At 69.6% G+C, this 15,485-nt stretch carries 14 protein-coding genes; 1 reads left to right on the forward strand and 13 read right to left on the reverse strand.

Going from position 1 to position 15,485, the window contains the following annotated elements:
- Positions 1-162: 162 nt before the first annotated feature.
- The 13 genes from metK to pyrR form a co-directional block, all read right to left on the reverse strand.
- Complete coding sequence (gene metK / locus AB0N07_RS16835) at positions 163-1,371, reverse strand: methionine adenosyltransferase (RefSeq protein WP_365835565.1); 1,209 nt, start codon at positions 1,369-1,371, stop codon at positions 163-165.
- Between the two features lie 238 nt (positions 1,372-1,609).
- Positions 1,610-2,812: a bifunctional phosphopantothenoylcysteine decarboxylase/phosphopantothenate--cysteine ligase CoaBC gene (coaBC, locus tag AB0N07_RS16840; protein ID WP_365835567.1), complete on the reverse strand. Its 1,203-nt coding sequence runs from the start codon at positions 2,810-2,812 to the stop codon at positions 1,610-1,612.
- 112 nt (positions 2,813-2,924) lie between these two features.
- Entirely contained in the window at positions 2,925-3,197 is a 273-nt protein-coding gene (rpoZ, locus tag AB0N07_RS16845; RefSeq protein ID WP_003977348.1) for a DNA-directed RNA polymerase subunit omega, read from the reverse strand.
- Positions 3,198-3,250: 53 nt separating this feature from the next.
- Positions 3,251-3,844: a guanylate kinase gene (gene gmk / locus AB0N07_RS16850; RefSeq protein ID WP_266953461.1), complete on the reverse strand. Its 594-nt coding sequence runs from the start codon at positions 3,842-3,844 to the stop codon at positions 3,251-3,253.
- Positions 3,845-3,903: 59 nt separating this feature from the next.
- Positions 3,904-4,227, reverse strand: coding sequence for an integration host factor (locus AB0N07_RS16855; RefSeq protein WP_003977346.1), 324 nt, complete (start codon positions 4,225-4,227; stop codon positions 3,904-3,906).
- Positions 4,228-4,570: 343 nt separating this feature from the next.
- Entirely contained in the window at positions 4,571-5,416 is an 846-nt protein-coding gene (gene pyrF / locus AB0N07_RS16860) for an orotidine-5'-phosphate decarboxylase (protein ID WP_365835570.1), read from the reverse strand.
- On the reverse strand, positions 5,413-6,519 hold the full coding sequence (locus tag AB0N07_RS16865) for a quinone-dependent dihydroorotate dehydrogenase (protein ID WP_365835572.1): 1,107 nt from the start codon (positions 6,517-6,519) through the stop codon (positions 5,413-5,415). Before AB0N07_RS16865 ends, pyrF begins: the two co-directional genes overlap by 4 nt.
- A gap of 74 nt (positions 6,520-6,593) precedes the next feature.
- On the reverse strand, positions 6,594-9,902 hold the full coding sequence (gene carB, locus AB0N07_RS16870) for a carbamoyl-phosphate synthase large subunit (RefSeq protein ID WP_365835575.1): 3,309 nt from the start codon (positions 9,900-9,902) through the stop codon (positions 6,594-6,596).
- On the reverse strand, positions 9,895-11,037 hold the full coding sequence (carA, locus tag AB0N07_RS16875; RefSeq protein WP_365835577.1) for a glutamine-hydrolyzing carbamoyl-phosphate synthase small subunit: 1,143 nt from the start codon (positions 11,035-11,037) through the stop codon (positions 9,895-9,897). The genes carB and carA overlap by 8 nt, the downstream gene beginning before the upstream one ends.
- On the reverse strand, positions 11,034-11,594 hold the full coding sequence (locus AB0N07_RS16880) for a hypothetical protein (protein WP_365835579.1): 561 nt from the start codon (positions 11,592-11,594) through the stop codon (positions 11,034-11,036). The genes carA and AB0N07_RS16880 overlap by 4 nt, the downstream gene beginning before the upstream one ends.
- Positions 11,591-12,877 carry a dihydroorotase gene (locus AB0N07_RS16885; RefSeq protein ID WP_365835581.1) on the reverse strand — a complete coding sequence of 429 codons (1,287 nt, stop codon included), beginning with the start codon at positions 12,875-12,877 and terminating at the stop codon, positions 11,591-11,593. The genes AB0N07_RS16880 and AB0N07_RS16885 overlap by 4 nt, the downstream gene beginning before the upstream one ends.
- Before the next feature lie 5 nt (positions 12,878-12,882).
- Positions 12,883-13,887 carry an aspartate carbamoyltransferase catalytic subunit gene (locus AB0N07_RS16890; protein WP_365835583.1) on the reverse strand — a complete coding sequence of 335 codons (1,005 nt, stop codon included), beginning with the start codon at positions 13,885-13,887 and terminating at the stop codon, positions 12,883-12,885.
- Between the two features lie 138 nt (positions 13,888-14,025).
- Entirely contained in the window at positions 14,026-14,616 is a 591-nt protein-coding gene (gene pyrR / locus AB0N07_RS16895; protein ID WP_365835585.1) for a bifunctional pyr operon transcriptional regulator/uracil phosphoribosyltransferase PyrR, read from the reverse strand.
- Positions 14,617-14,869: 253 nt separating this feature from the next.
- Here pyrR and bldD point away from each other — a divergent pair, with 253 nt between their 5' ends.
- Entirely contained in the window at positions 14,870-15,370 is a 501-nt protein-coding gene (gene bldD, locus AB0N07_RS16900) for a transcriptional regulator BldD (RefSeq protein ID WP_099927449.1), read from the forward strand.
- The last annotated feature ends 115 nt before the right edge of the window (positions 15,371-15,485 follow it).

Raw genomic sequence — 15,485 nt, forward strand, 5'->3', positions numbered from 1 at the left:
CACCGCGCGCACGAAGCGCACTCCACCGAAGGAACCGCGGCCATCGCACCGGGAGATGATCAGCGTAGGGAGCAACCGGCACGGCGGGCGAGCGATTTACGACCGGAACGCACCGAGGCCCGGCTCCCCGAGGGAGCCGGGCCCGGTGAGGAACCGCGGAGCCTACAGCCCCGCCGCCTTGCGCAGCGCGTCCACGCGGTCCGTCTTCTCCCAGGTGAACTCGGGCAGCTCCCGGCCGAAGTGGCCGTACGCGGCCGTCTGGGCGTAGATCGGGCGGAGCAGGTCGAGGTCGCGGATGATCGCGGCCGGGCGGAGGTCGAAGACCTCGTCGATCGCCTTCTCGATCTTCTCGTGGTCGATCTTGGCGGTGCCGAAGGTCTCGACGAACAGGCCGACGGGCTCGGCCTTGCCGATGGCGTACGCGACCTGGACCTCGCAGCGGGAGGCGAGGCCCGCGGCGACCACGTTCTTCGCCACCCAGCGCATCGCGTACGCGGCGGAGCGGTCGACCTTGGACGGGTCCTTGCCCGAGAAGGCGCCACCGCCGTGGCGGGCCATGCCGCCGTACGTGTCGATGATGATCTTGCGGCCGGTGAGGCCGGCGTCGCCCATCGGGCCGCCGATCTCGAAGCGGCCGGTCGGGTTGACCAGGAGGCGGTAGCTGTCCGTGTCCAGCTTGATGCCGTCGTCCAGGAGCGCCTTCAGCTCCGCCTCGACGACGAACTCGCGGATGTCGGGGGCGAGCAGCGACTCCAGGTCGATGTCGCTCGCGTGCTGCGAGGAGACGACGACGGTGTCGAGGCGGACGGCCTTGTCGCCGTCGTACTCGATGGTGACCTGCGTCTTGCCGTCGGGGCGCAGGTAGGGGATGGTGCCGTTCTTGCGGACCTCGGACAGCCGGTTCGCCAGCCGGTGCGCCAGGAAGATCGGCAGCGGCATCAGGGTGGGCGTCTCGTCGGTCGCGTAACCGAACATCAGGCCCTGGTCGCCGGCGCCCTGGCGGTCCAGCTCGTCCTCGTCGCCCTCGACGCGGGACTCGTACGCCGTGTCGACACCCTGGGCGATGTCCGGGGACTGCGCGCCGATGGACACCGAGACGCCGCAGGAGGCGCCGTCGAAGCCCTTCTTCGAGGAGTCGTAGCCGATCTCGAGGATCTTGTTGCGGACGAGGGTCGCGATGTCCGCGTAGGTCTTGGTGGTGACTTCACCGGCGACGTGCACCAGGCCGGTGGTGATCAGCGTCTCGACGGCGACCCGGGAGGTCGGGTCCTCGCGCAGAAGCGCGTCGAGAATGGTGTCGCTGATCTGGTCAGCGATCTTGTCGGGGTGACCCTCGGTCACGGACTCCGAGGTGAACAGGCGACGGGACACAACGCTCCCTGGGGTTGCAGCGGCTGCTGGCTGATCATTGGCGGACGGCCCGGAGGCTGCGCCCGTGGTCGTCCGAGAACAGTTTATCGGTCGTGCTCGGTCACCGACCCCCTGTCTCGCCCCTCGGGAGTGCTGTGACCTGCGGCACGGGCATTCTGCCCAATTCCGAGCGGTCTTGGCCAGGGCTGCCACGCCCTTGTCGCAGAGGATTGGGGGGACCGAGAAGCGAATGAAACATTCAGCCGAGCCGCTCCGCCACCAGGTCCCAGACAGTTTCGGCCAGCTGTTCCTTAGGCCCGCGAGGTACGGGGGTCTCACTGCCGTCGGCCCCCAGTACCACTGCCTCGTTCTCCTCGGACCCGAAGGTCTTGCGCTCCCCCACCTCGTTCACCACGAGCAGGTCACAGCCCTTGCGCTCCAGCTTGGTGCGGCCGTTGGCGAGGACGTCGTCGGTCTCGGCGGCGAAGCCGACGATCACCTGTCCGGAGTGGGCGCGCTCCGCCGAGATCTCCGCGAGGATGTCCGGATTCCGCACCAGCACGATGGGGTCCGGGTCCTGGCCGTCCTTCTTCTTGATCTTCCCGGCCGCGTAGTTCTGCGGCCGGAAGTCCGCGACCGCTGCGGCCATGACGACGGCGTCCGCGTCCCGGGTCGCCTTGAGCACCGCCTCGCGCAGCTGCACGGCCGTGCCCACCTGGACGACGTCCACGCCCGCCGGGTCCGGCAGGCCGGTGTTCGCGGCGACGAGCGTGACACGGGCGCCGCGCGCGGCGGCGGTGCGGGCGAGGGCGTAGCCCTGTTTGCCGGAGGAGCGGTTGCCGAGGAAGCGCACCGGGTCGAGGGGTTCGCGGGTGCCGCCGGCGCTGACGACGACGTGCCGGCCCTCGAGGTCGGGTCGGGTGACGCCTCTGGACAGCACGCGGCGGCAGATCGCGTAGATCTCCGTCGGGTCGGGCAGGCGGCCCTTGCCTGTGTCGACGCCGGTCAGACGGCCGGCGGCCGGTTCGATGACGACGGCGCCGCGGCGGCGCAGCGTGGCCACGTTCTCCTGGGTGGCCGGGTGTTCCCACATCTCCGTGTGCATGGCGGGTGCGAAGACGACGGGACAGCGGGCGGTCAGGAGCGTGTTCGTGAGCAGGTCGTCGGCCAGGCCGTGGGCGGCCTTGGCGAGGATGTCCGCGGTCGCCGGCGCGACGACGACCAGGTCGGCGTGTTGCCCGATGCGGACGTGCGGGACCTCGTGGACGTCGTCCCAGACCTCGGTGGAGACGGGGTTGCCGGAGAGGGCGGACCAGGTGGCGGCGCCGACGAAGTGCAGCGCGGAGGCGGTGGGGACCACGCGTACGTCATGGCCGGACTCGCTCAGTCTGCGCAGCAGCTCACAGGCCTTGTAGGCGGCGATGCCACCGCTGACCCCCAGCACGACCTTGGGCTTGTCCACCGTCTCTCCCCGGCTCGGCAACGTACGAGTCCACCAACGAGTCCATCACACACCACAGGCCCGACAGTCGCGCTGTCGGGCCTGTGGAAAAGCCAACTGCAATACGCAAGTACTACTGCGCCGGGCCCTCGATGGCCTCGGACGTCAGCAGACCGGCGTTGATCTCGCGCAGGGCGATCGAGAGCGGCTTCTCGTGGACGTGGGTGTCGACGAGCGGACCGACGTACTCGAGGAGGCCCTCGCCGAGCTGCGAGTAGTACGCGTTGATCTGGCGGGCACGCTTGGCCGCGTAGATCACGAGGCTGTACTTCGAGTCGGTGGCCTCGAGGAGCTCGTCGATCGGCGGGTTGATGATGCCCTCGGGCGCGGAGATGGAAGAGGACACGCTCTACCTTCCGATGGATGGGAAAAGATCGGTCGTGATCACATCACTCGTGATCACAGGACATCCATCAAGGCTAGCAGCTCGCGAGCCACATCCTCGACGGAGGTGTTGACCAAGGTCATGTCGAACTCCGGCTCGGCCGCCAGCTCGATCCTGGCTGCGTCGAGACGACGCTCGATCACCTCTGGCGGCTCGGTCCCCCGGCCGGTCAGTCTGCGCACGAGCTCCTCCCAGGAGGGCGGAGCCAGGAACACCAGCCGGCCGTCCGGCATGGTCTCGCGGACCTGCCGGGCGCCCTGGAGGTCGATCTCCAGGAGGACCGGCACGCCGTCCTCCAGGTGCTCCAGCACGGCCGCACGCGGCGTGCCGTAGCGGTTGCCGGCGAACTCGGCCCACTCCAGCAGCTCGCCGTTGGCGATCAGCTTGTCCATCTCCTCGTCGGTGACGAAGAAGTAGTGGACTCCGTGCTTCTCGCCGGGGCGGGGCTTGCGGGTCGTCGCCGACACCGAGAGCCAGACCTCGGGGTGTTCCTTGCGCATATGAGCGACGACCGTGCTCTTGCCGACCCCGGAGGGGCCGGAGAGCACGGTCAGCCGCGGACGTACGTCCGGGGGCTCGGGGGTCGTCCCCCGGAATGTTGCAGCCATGCAGCGATTATTCCAGCAATCCCGGAGTGCCCGGGACCCCCGGTCCGCAGCGGCCGGACTCAGGAGCCGGTGCTGCCGAACTCACGCTCCAGGGAAGCGATCTGGTTGGAACCGAGGCCGCGTACACGGCGGCTCTCGGAGATGCCCAGACGCTCCATGATCTGCTTGGCGCGGACCTTGCCCACGCCCGGCAGGGACTCGAGCAGGGCGGAGACCTTCATCTTGCCGATGACGTCGTTCTCCTGGCCCTGCTTGATGACCTCGTGCAGGGAGGCGCCGGAGTGCTTGAGTCGATTCTTGACCTCGGCCCGCTCCCGGCGAGCCGCGGCGGCCTTTTCGAGCGCGGCTGCGCGCTGTTCAGGGGTAAGGGGCGGAAGAGCCACGCCTACGTCACCTCGGATGTCGAACTGTCGGATACGGACCGGTGAGGAACCTAGTCGCCCCACACCTGGGGAGCCGCGAGCAACACGCTTGCCCGTGGTCCCCCACTACCTAAAGGGTGTGGGGGTGCCCCCACTCGTCGGAGACTAGCGGGCGAGCGCGCCAGAGTCAGCGAGAACAGCGGAAAAGTCCTGGTCAGCCTCTGTCAGGACGGACATTTAGGACATAATGCCCCGGATTTGAGGATGTATTCAGACTCAAGCGGGCCTGGAAGCACCCAGGCAAGCACTCATCGGAGGACTCGAGCGATCGCCTCGAACACCCGCGACGACCGTCGTGAAAGCCTCATACGGCTCCGACGGCGGCCCTGATCTCCTCCGCGAAGCGCTCCGCGGCCGCGCGCAGTGCCCCGGCGTCGGGACCGTGCCGCAGCACCCCTCGGCTGACGTTCGGCACGACATTGCGGACCGCGCTGCCGAAGACGGCGGGAAGATCGGCCGCGGTGGCGCCCTGGGCGCCGATGCCGGGCGCCAGGAGCGGCCCGTTGATGTCCAGGTCGTACGAGGACAGGTCGCCCAGCGTGGCGCCGACGACGGCACCGAAGGATCCCAGGGGCTCCTCCCCCGCGTTCTCGGCGGCCAGGTGCCCCAGCATCGTCGCCCCGATGCTCCGTCCGTCCGTGCGCACCGCGTGCTGCACCTCTCCGCCCTCCGGGTTGGAGGTCAGCGCGAGCACGAACAGGCCGGTGCCGCTCTCGCGGGCGAGCGCGACGGCCGGGGAGAGCGAGCCGTAGCCGAGATACGGCGAGACGGTGAGCGCGTCCGAGAAGAGCGGGGAGTCCTTGTGCAGGAAGGTCTCGGCGTACGCGGCCATGGTCGAGCCGATGTCGCCGCGCTTGGCGTCCATCACGACCAGCGCTCCGGCCGCCCGCGCCTGAGCCACCGACTTCTCCAGGACCGCGATGCCACGCGAGCCGAAGCGCTCGAAGAACGCGCTCTGCGGCTTGAGGACGGCGACCCGGTCGGCCATCGCCTCGACGACCGTGCGGCTGAACCGCTCCAGACCGGCGACGTCGTCGTTCAGGCCCCACTCGGCCAGCAGGGACGCGTGCGGGTCGATGCCGACACAGAGCGCCCCGCGCTCGTCCATGGCGCGACGAAGCCGTGCACCGAAGGGTTCGAGAGAGCTCATGCCGTCTTCCTCACGTCGGCGCCGACCGCGTCGGCGAGGGTGGCGTACGGGCTGGTGCCCAGGCGGGCCGCGAGGCCCTTGTGGATGGCACGGGCCCAGAAGGGCCCCTCGTAGATGAAGGCGCTGTAGCCCTGTACCAGCGTGGCGCCGGCCAGGATGCGCTGCCAGGCGTCCTCGGCGTTCTCGATGCCGCCGACGCCCACGAGCGTGATGCGGTCGCCCACGCGCGCGTAGAGGCGACGCAGCACCTCCAGGGAGCGCGACTTCAGGGGAGCGCCCGACAGCCCGCCGGTCTCCTTCACAAGGGAAGGTTCGGATTTCAAACCGAGGCCCTCGCGCGCGATGGTGGTGTTCGTGGCGATGATCCCGTCCAGGCCGAGCTCGACGGCCAGGTCGGCCACGGCGTCGACGTCCTCGTCGGCGAGGTCCGGTGCGATCTTCACCAGCAGCGGGACGCGGCGGGCGGTCACCGTGCGGTCGGCGGCCTCGCGGACGGCGCTCAGCAGCGGCCGCAGCGCCTCGGTGGCCTGCAGGTTGCGCAGACCGGGCGTGTTCGGGGAGGAGACGTTCACGACGAGGTAGTCGGCGTACGGGGCCAGCCGCTCGGTCGACTTCACGTAGTCGCCGACGGCCTCCGCCTCCGGGACGAGCTTCGTCTTGCCGATGTTGACGCCCACGATGGTCCTGAAGACCGGCTCACGGGACGCCAGACGGGCCGCGACGGCCAGCGAGCCCTCGTTGTTGAAGCCCATGCGGTTGATCAGCGCACGGTCCTTCACCAGCCGGAACAGCCGCTTCCTGGGGTTGCCCGGCTGGGCCTCCCCGGTGACCGTGCCGATCTCGACGTGGTCGAAGCCGAGCATCGACATGCCGTCGATCGCGACCGCGTTCTTGTCGAAGCCGGCGGCGAGCCCGAAGGGCCCGTGCATGCGCAGCCCGAAGGCCTCCGTGCGCAGCTCCTGGTAGCGGGGCGCGAGGGCGGCGGCGGCGAAGGTGCGCAGCACGGGGATGCGGACGGCGAGGCGGATCCAGCGGAAGGCCAGGTGGTGGGCCTGCTCCGGGTCCATCCGTTTGAAAACCAGACGGAAGAAAAGCTTGTACATGTCGGTGTCCTCTTGAAGCGTCGACGAGCCTCATGAAGAGGGGGACACCGTTTCCGGTGTCCCCCTCAGGGCTGCTAGTCGCGGGCCGCGGTCAGGTGTTCCGCGTGTTCCTGGAGCGAACGGACGCCCACGTCGCCGTGGTTGAGGGCGTCGATGCCCTGGACGGCTGCGGCGAGCGCCTGGACCGTCGTCAGGCACGGGACCGACCGCGCCACGGCCGCCGTACGGATCTCGTAGCCGTCGAGGCGGCCGCCGGTGCCGTACGGGGTGTTGACGATGAGATCGACCTCGCCGTCGTGGATGTGCTGGACGATGGTCTTCTCGCCGTTCGGGCCGGTGCCCTCGGACTGCTTGCGCACGACGGTGGCGTTGATGCCGTTGCGCTTGAGGACCTCGGCGGTGCCGGAGGTGGCGAGCAGCTCGAAGCCGTGGGCGACGAGTTCGCGCGCCGGGAAGATCATCGAGCGCTTGTCGCGGTTGGCGACCGAGATGAAGGCGCGGCCCTTGGTGGGCAGCGGTCCGTAGGCGCCCGCCTGCGACTTGGCGTACGCCGTGCCGAAGACGGAGTCGATGCCCATGACCTCGCCGGTGGAGCGCATCTCAGGGCCGAGGACGGTGTCGACGCCACGGCCGTGGATGTCCCGGAAGCGGGACCACGGCATGACGGCCTCCTTGACGGAGATCGGCGCGTCGAGCGGGAGTTCGCCGCCGTCGCCGTTGGCCGGGAGCAGCCCCTCGGCGCGCAGTTCGGCGATGGTCGCGCCCAGCGAGATGCGGGCGGCGGCCTTCGCGAGCGGCACCGCGGTCGCCTTCGAGGTGAAGGGGACGGTGCGGGACGCGCGCGGGTTGGCCTCGAGGACGTAGAGGATGTCGCCGGCCATCGCGAACTGGATGTTGATCAGGCCGCGGACGCCGACACCCTTGGCGATGGCCTCCGTGGAGGCGCGCAGCCGCTTGATGTCGAAGCCGCCGAGCGTGATCGGGGGCAGGGCGCAGGCCGAGTCTCCGGAGTGGATGCCGGCCTCCTCGATGTGCTCCATGACACCGCCGAGGTAGAGCTCCTGGCCGTCGTAGAGCGCGTCGACGTCGATCTCGATGGCGTCGTCGAGGAAGCGGTCGACGAGGACCGGCCGGGAGGGGCTGATCTCGGTCGACTCGGCGATGTAGGTCGACAGCCGGGTCTCGTCGTAGACGATCTCCATGCCGCGTCCGCCGAGGACATACGAGGGCCGCACCAGGACCGGGTAGCCGATCTCGTCGGCGATGGCCTTGGCCTCGGCGAAGGTGGTGGCGGTGCCGTGCTTGGGGGCCGGCAGTCCGGCCTCGGCGAGCACGCGCCCGAAGGCGCCGCGGTCCTCGGCGGCGTGGATGGCCTCCGGCGAGGTGCCCACGATCGGCACGCCGTTGTCCTTGAGCGCCTGTGAGAGGCCCAGCGGGGTCTGGCCGCCCAGCTGGACGACGACGCCCGCCACGGGACCCGCCTGCTGCTCGGCGTGGACGATCTCCAGCACGTCTTCCAGCGTCAGCGGCTCGAAGTACAGGCGGTCGGAGGTGTCGTAGTCCGTGGAGACGGTCTCCGGGTTGCAGTTGACCATCACCGTCTCGTAGCCGGCGTCGCTCAGGGCGAAGGAGGCGTGGACGCAGGAGTAGTCGAACTCGATGCCCTGGCCGATGCGGTTGGGGCCGGAGCCCAGGATGATGACCGCGGGCTTCTCGCGGGGCGAGACCTCGGTCTCCTCGTCGTAGGAGGAGTAGAAGTACGGCGTCTTCGCGGCGAACTCGGCGGCACAGGTGTCGACCGTCTTGTAGACCGGGCGGATGGCCAGCGCGTGCCGGACCTCGCGCACGACGTCCTCGCGCAGGCCGCGGATCTCGGCGATCTGCTGGTCGGAGAAGCCGTGCCGCTTGGCCTCGGCGAGCAGCTCGCGGGTCAGCTCGGGCGCCTCGGCGAGCTCGTCGGCGATCTCCTTGATGAGGAAGAGCTGGTCGACGAACCAGGGGTCGATCTTCGTGTACTCGAAGACCTCCTCCTGGGTGGCGCCGGCGCGGATGGCCTGCATGACGGTGTTGATCCGGCCGTCGGTCGGACGGACGGCCTCTTCGAGGAGCTGCGCCTTGTCGCCGGGGTCGCCGACGAAGGTGAACTGGCTGCCCTTCTTCTCCAGCGAGCGCAGCGCCTTCTGGAAGGCCTCGGTGAAGTTGCGGCCGATGGCCATGGCCTCACCGACAGACTTCATGGTGGTGGTCAGCGTCGAGTCGGCCTGCGGGAACTTCTCGAAGGCGAACCGCGGGGCCTTGACGACCACGTAGTCGAGCGTGGGCTCGAAGGAGGCCGGGGTCTCCTGGGTGATGTCGTTCGGGATCTCGTCGAGGGTGTAGCCGACGGCCAGCTTGGCGGCGATCTTGGCGATCGGGAAGCCGGTCGCCTTGGAGGCGAGGGCCGAGGACCGCGACACGCGCGGGTTCATCTCGATGACGATCACGCGACCGTCCTCGGGGTTGACCGCGAACTGGATGTTGCAGCCGCCGGTGTCGACGCCGACCTCGCGGATGACCGCGATGCCGATGTCGCGCAAGGTCTGGTACTCGCGGTCGGTCAGCGTCATCGCGGGCGCGACGGTGATCGAGTCGCCGGTGTGCACGCCCATGGGGTCGAAGTTCTCGATGGAGCAGACGACCACGACGTTGTCGTGCTTGTCGCGCATCAGCTCCAGCTCGTACTCCTTCCAGCCGAGGATGGACTCCTCCAGGAGCACCTCGGTGGTCGGCGAGAGAGTGAGGCCCTGGCCTGCGATGCGGCGCAGCTCCTCCTCGTCGTGCGCGAAGCCGGATCCGGCGCCGCCCATGGTGAAGGAGGGGCGGACGACGACCGGGTAGCCGCCGAGCGTCTCGACGCCCTTGAGGACGTCGTCCATGGAGTGGCAGATGACCGAGCGGGCGGACTCGCCGTGGCCGATCTTCTGGCGGACGGCCTCGACTACGTCCTTGAACAGGTCGCGGTCCTCGCCCTTGTTGATGGCCTCGACGTTGGCGCCGATCAGCTCGACGCCGTACTTGTCGAGGGTGCCGGCCTCGTGCAGCGAGATCGCCGTGTTGAGGGCCGTCTGGCCGCCCAGGGTGGGCAGGAGCGCATCGGGGCGCTCCTTGGCGATGATCTTCTCGACGAACTCCGGGGTGATCGGCTCGACGTAGGTGGCGTCGGCGATCTCCGGGTCGGTCATGATCGTCGCCGGGTTGGAGTTGACGAGGACGACCCGCAGGCCTTCGGCGCGCAGGATGCGGCATGCCTGGGTGCCGGAGTAGTCGAACTCGGCGGCCTGGCCGATGACGATCGGGCCGGAGCCGATGACCAGGACGGACTGGATATCGGTGCGCTTAGGCACGCTGGCCCTCCATCAGAGATACGAAGCGGTCGAACAGGTAGGCGGCGTCGTGCGGGCCCGCTGCCGCCTCGGGGTGGTACTGGACGCTGAAGGCCGGCTGGTCGAGGAGCTGCAGGCCCTCCACCACGTTGTCGTTGAGGCAGACGTGGGAGACCTCGGCGCGGCCGTAGGGGGTGTCGGACACCTTGTCGGTCGGGGCGTCGACGGCGAAGCCGTGGTTGTGCGCGGTGACCTCGACCTTGCCGGTCGTGCGGTCCTGCACCGGCTGGTTGATGCCGCGGTGGCCGTACTTCAGCTTGTAGGTGCCGAACCCGAGGGCGCGGCCCAGGATCTGGTTGCCGAAGCAGATGCCGAACAGCGGGGTTCCCCGCTCCAGGACCGCCTGCATGACCGAGACCGGGTGGTCTGCGGTGGCCGGGTCACCCGGGCCGTTGGAGAAGAACACGCCGTCCGGGTTGACGGCGTAGACGTCCTCGGCGGTCGCCGTGGCCGGGAGCACGTGCACCTCGATGCCACGCTCGGCCATGCGGTGCGGGGTCATGCCCTTGATGCCGAGGTCGACGGCAGCCACGGTGAACTTCTTCTCGCCGATCGCCGGGACGACGTACGCCTCCTTGGTGGCGACCTCCGCGGAGAGGTCGGCGCCCTTCATCTCGGGGGCCTGGCGGACCTCGGTGAGCATGGTGCCCTCGTCCGGCAGCGCGTTGCCGGAGAAGATGCCGACGCGCATCGCACCGCGCTCGCGCAGGTGACGCGTGAGCGCGCGCGTGTCGATGCCGGAGATCCCGACGACGCCCTGATGGCGCAGCTCCTCGTCGAGCGAGCGGCGGGAGCGCCAGTTGGACGGCACGCGCGCGGGGTCGCGCACGACGTATCCGGCGACCCAGATCTGCTTGCTCTCCGGGTCCTCGTCGTTGACGCCGGTGTTGCCGACGTGCGGGGCGGTCATCACGACGACCTGGCGGTGGTACGAGGGGTCGGTCAGGGTCTCCTGGTAGCCGGTCATGCCGGTCGAGAAGACCGCCTCGCCGAAGGTCACCCCCACGGCCCCGTAGGCGCGACCGCGGAAGATCCGGCCGTCCTCCAGGACGAGTACGGCGGGAACCTTGGCGGCTCCCCTGGTGGAGGTTGTCATCGTGCGCCTTCCGTCTTGTTGATCATCAGGTTCAGGGCCTCGACCCATTCGGTGTGCTCGGCCGCGCGGTCCGAGCGGAAGCCGGAGTCGATCAGCCGGTCGCCGTGCGCCCAGGTCACCACGAGCAGTCCGCCCTCGGTCAGGACCTTGCCGGCGATGCCCTTGTCGAGCCGGGCCTCGCGCAGTTGCGCGGCGGGGACGAAGAAATCGGCCGCACCGGGGCGTACGACATCCAGTCCCGCGTCCGTCAGCGTGAGCTCGACCCGGCTGCGGGTGCCGAGGCCGTGCGCCACGATGCGGTCCAGCCACTGCCCGGCTGTGGTGGAGCCGTGATAGCGGCCACTCATCGTCAGTCTGGCCTCGCCCGGCTCGTCCGGCGCGCTGGGCAGCTCCGGCAGGTCGCCCTGGAGCGTGCCGCGCCACTTCCAGCCCTCGCGCATCAGCCAGTAGACGAGCGCGATGAAGAGGGCGAGTCCGACCAGCCAGCCGACCCGGGCGGCCCAGTCGGTGACCTCGGCCGACTTCTTCTCGGCTGCGAGCAGGATTACAGGTGTCACGTGAGCTTCCCGTCGACGAGCGTGGCCTTGCCCCGGAGCCACGTGTGCGTGACACGGCCCGGCAGCTCACGCCCCTCGTACGGAGTGTTGCGGCTGCGCGAGGCGAAGCCCGCGGGGTCCACGGACCCACGGTATTCCGTGTCGACGAGCGTGAGGTTGGCGGGCTCACCAGCCGAGACGGGACGCCCGTGCCCCTTGGCCTGCCCGATCCGGGCGGGCTTGAAGGACATGCGGTCGGCGACCCCGGCCCAGTTGATCAGCCCGGTGTCCACCATGGTCTCCTGCACCACTGACAACGCGGTCTCCAGGCCGACCATCCCCATGGCGGCGGCCGCCCACTCGCAGTCCTTGTCCTCGTGCGGGTGCGGGGCGTGATCGGTGGCGACGATGTCGATCGTGCCGTCGGCGAGCGCCTCACGCAGGGCGAGCACATCGCGCTCGGTGCGCAGCGGCGGGTTCACCTTGTAGACCGGGTTGTACGTCCGCACCAGTTCGTCGGTGAGGAGCAGGTGGTGCGGGGTGACCTCGGCGGTGACGTCGATGCCGCGGGACTTGGCCCAGCGGACGATCTCGACGGACCCGGCGGTCGACAGATGGCAGATGTGGACGCGGGAGCCGACGTGCTCGGCGAGCAGGACATCCCGGGCGATGATCGATTCTTCGGCCACCGCGGGCCAGCCGCCGAGGCCCAGCTCGGCGGAGACGATGCCTTCGTTCATCTGGGCGCCCTCGGTCAGCCGGGGCTCCTGTGCATGCTGGGCGACGACCCCGCCGAAGGCCTTCACGTACTCCAGCGCCCGGCGCATGATCACGGCGTCGTCGACGCACTTGCCGTCATCCGAGAAGACGGTGACACCGGCGGCCGACTCGTGCATGGCGCCCAGCTCTGCGAGCTTCTTGCCCTCCAGGCCGACGGTGACGGCCCCGATGGGCTGCACATCGCAGTAGCCGTGCTCCTGGCCCAGTCGCCAGACCTGCTCGACCACGCCGGCGGTGTCGGCGACCGGGAAGGTGTTGGCCATGGCGAACACGGCCGTGTAGCCGCCGCTCGCCGCCGCGCGCGTGCCGGTCAGCACGGTCTCGGAGTCCTCGCGGCCGGGCTCGCGCAGATGCGTGTGCAGGTCGACCAGCCCCGGCAGCAGCACCTTGCCGGCCGCCTCGACGACCTCGGCGCCCTCGTCGGACAGTCCCGCGCCGACCGCCTCGATGACGGGACCGTCGATCAGCACGTCCTGCGGCTCGCCGCCGAGCACCTTCGCACCTCGGATCAGGATCTTGCTCATGGGTCTTACTTCTCCTCGGAGCCGGTGGGGCGGGTGTGGGTGACGGCGGGCACGTTTTTTGAATCAACCACAGCGCCACCGAGCAGCAGATACAGAACGGCCATCCGGATGGAGACTCCGTTTGCGACCTGCTCGACGACGGTGCAGCGCTCGGAGTCGGCGACCTCGGCGGTGATCTCCATGCCGCGGACCATCGGGCCGGGGTGCATCACGATGGCGTGCTCGGGCATCCGCGCCATGCGGTCGCCGTCGAGGCCGTAGCGGCGCGAGTACTCGCGCTCGGTCGGGAAGAACGCGGCGTTCATGCGCTCGCGCTGCACGCGCAGCATCATCACCGCGTCGGACTTGGTGAGGGTGGAGTCGAGGTCGTAGGACACCTCGCAGGGCCAGGTCTCGACACCGACCGGCACCAGCGTGGGCGGCGCGACGAGGGTGACCTCGGCGCCCAGCGTGTGCAGCAGGTCGACATTGGAGCGGGCGACCCGGCTGTGCAGCACGTCGCCGACGATCGTGATCCGCTTGCCGGACAGGTCCTGCCCTATCCCGGCGTCCCGGCCTACCAGACGGCGGCGCATGGTGAACGCGTCGAGCAGGGCCTGGGTGGGGTGCTGGTGTGTGCCGTCGCCGGCGTTGATGACGGCCGCGTCGATCCAGCCGGAGTTGGCGAGGCGGTAGGGGGCCCCGGAGGCGCCGTGCCGGATGACCACGGCGTCGACGCCCATGGCCTCCAGGGTCTGGGCGGTGTCCTTCAGAGACTCGCCCTTGGAGACGCTCGACCCCTTCGCGGTGAAGTTGATGACGTCCGCGGACAGGCGCTTCTCGGCGGCTTCGAAGGAGATACGCGTGCGCGTGGAGTCCTCGAAGAAGAGGTTCACCACGGTACGGCCGCGCAGGGTCGGCAGTTTCTTGATCGGCCGGTCGGCGACCCGGGCCATCTCCTCGGCGGTGTCGAGGATCAGGACGGCGTCGTCGCGGGTGAGGTCGGCGGCCGAGATGAGATGACGCTGCATCTGTCAGGCTCCGTAAGGCAGTTCAGGTTTTGGGAGGCCGGGGGTCCGGGGCCCGCGGCGGCAGCCGCTGGTGTCAGACCCCGGAGAGCACAGCCGGGCATACGGGCGCGCAGCCGCGCACTCGGAGACGACCGAGTGCTACTGCTGCTCACCCGGGGCGGCCGGCTTCGCGCCGAGCAGCACGGTGTCGCGACCGTCCTCCTCGGCGAGCTGGACCTTGACCGTCTCCCGCAGCGACGTGGGGAGGTTCTTGCCGACGTAGTCGGCGCGGATGGGCAGTTCGCGGTGGCCGCGGTCGACGAGGACCGCGAGCTGCACCGCGCGCGGACGCCCGATGTCGTTCAGGGCGTCCAGGGCCGCGCGGATGGTGCGGCCGGAGAAGAGCACGTCGTCGACGAGGACGACCAGGCGGCCGTCGATGCCGTCGCCGGGGATCTCGGTCCGGGCCAGCGCTCGCGGCGGATGCATGCGCAGGTCGTCGCGGTACATGGTGATGTCGAGCGAACCGACCGGGATCTTCCGGTCGGTGATCTCCTCGAGCTTGGCGGCGAGCCGCTGGGCGAGGAAGACCCCTCGGGTCGGAATACCGAGGAGAACCACGTCGTCGGCGCCCTTGGCGCGCTCGACGATCTCGTGGGCGATGCGGGTCAGAACCCGCGCGATGTCGGGGCCTTCGAGTACCGGCCGCGCATCGGACGCCGGAATTCCGGATGTGTCCTGCTTGTCCATACGAAACGGACCTCCTTCTCCGCCTCACGGGACGGACCTTAAAGGACGTCGGATTTGCGCCATCCACGGTAGCAGGCCCGGGCGGCGCCCCTGATCACCCCCATGGCGTAATCGGCCACCGCGGCCTCGGAAGAGTCGGTGTGGACCATTCGGCTTGACGCAGAAGAGTCACGCTGCGTAACCTCACAGTGAGTTACCAGACGCGCGGCTCGGAACCTCTGCAGCCGCGTCGACACAGTGTCCGGGGAGCTATATGTCCAGCGAATACGCCAAACAGCTCGGGGCCAAGCTCCGGGCCATCCGCACCCAGCAGGGCCTTTCCCTCCACGGTGTCGAGGAGAAGAGTCAGGGACGCTGGAAGGCGGTCGTGGTCGGTTCGTACGAGCGCGGCGACCGTGCCGTGACCGTACAGCGCCTCGCCGAACTGGCGGATTTCTATGGGGTCCCGGTGCAGGAGCTCCTGCCGGGCACCACCCCGGGCGGCGCCGCCGAGCCGCCGCCGAAGCTGGTCCTGGACCTGGAGCGGCTGGCGACCGTGCCGGCCGAGAAGGCGGGCCCGCTGCAGCGCTATGCGGCGACGATCCAGTCGCAGCGCGGTGACTACAACGGCAAGGTGCTGTCGATCCGCCAGGACGACCTGCGCACACTCGCCGTCATCTACGACCAGTCCCCCTCGGTCCTCACCGAGCAGCTGATCAGCTGGGGCGTGCTGGACGCGGACGCGCGCCGTGCGGTCGCCCACGAAGACGCCTGACATGGCCTGACCGCCCTGAGCAGAAACGTGGCGCCCGGGGGGGGGGGGGGAAAACGGTGGGAGCGACCCCCCCCGCGTGGGTGAGGCGAGGAGGGGACGACGACGACGGGTGAGA

Origin of the sequence: Streptomyces sp. NPDC051172 (assembly GCF_040682555.1) — a bacterium.
In the GTDB taxonomy this organism is placed as follows: Bacteria; Actinomycetota; Actinomycetes; order Streptomycetales; family Streptomycetaceae; genus Streptomyces.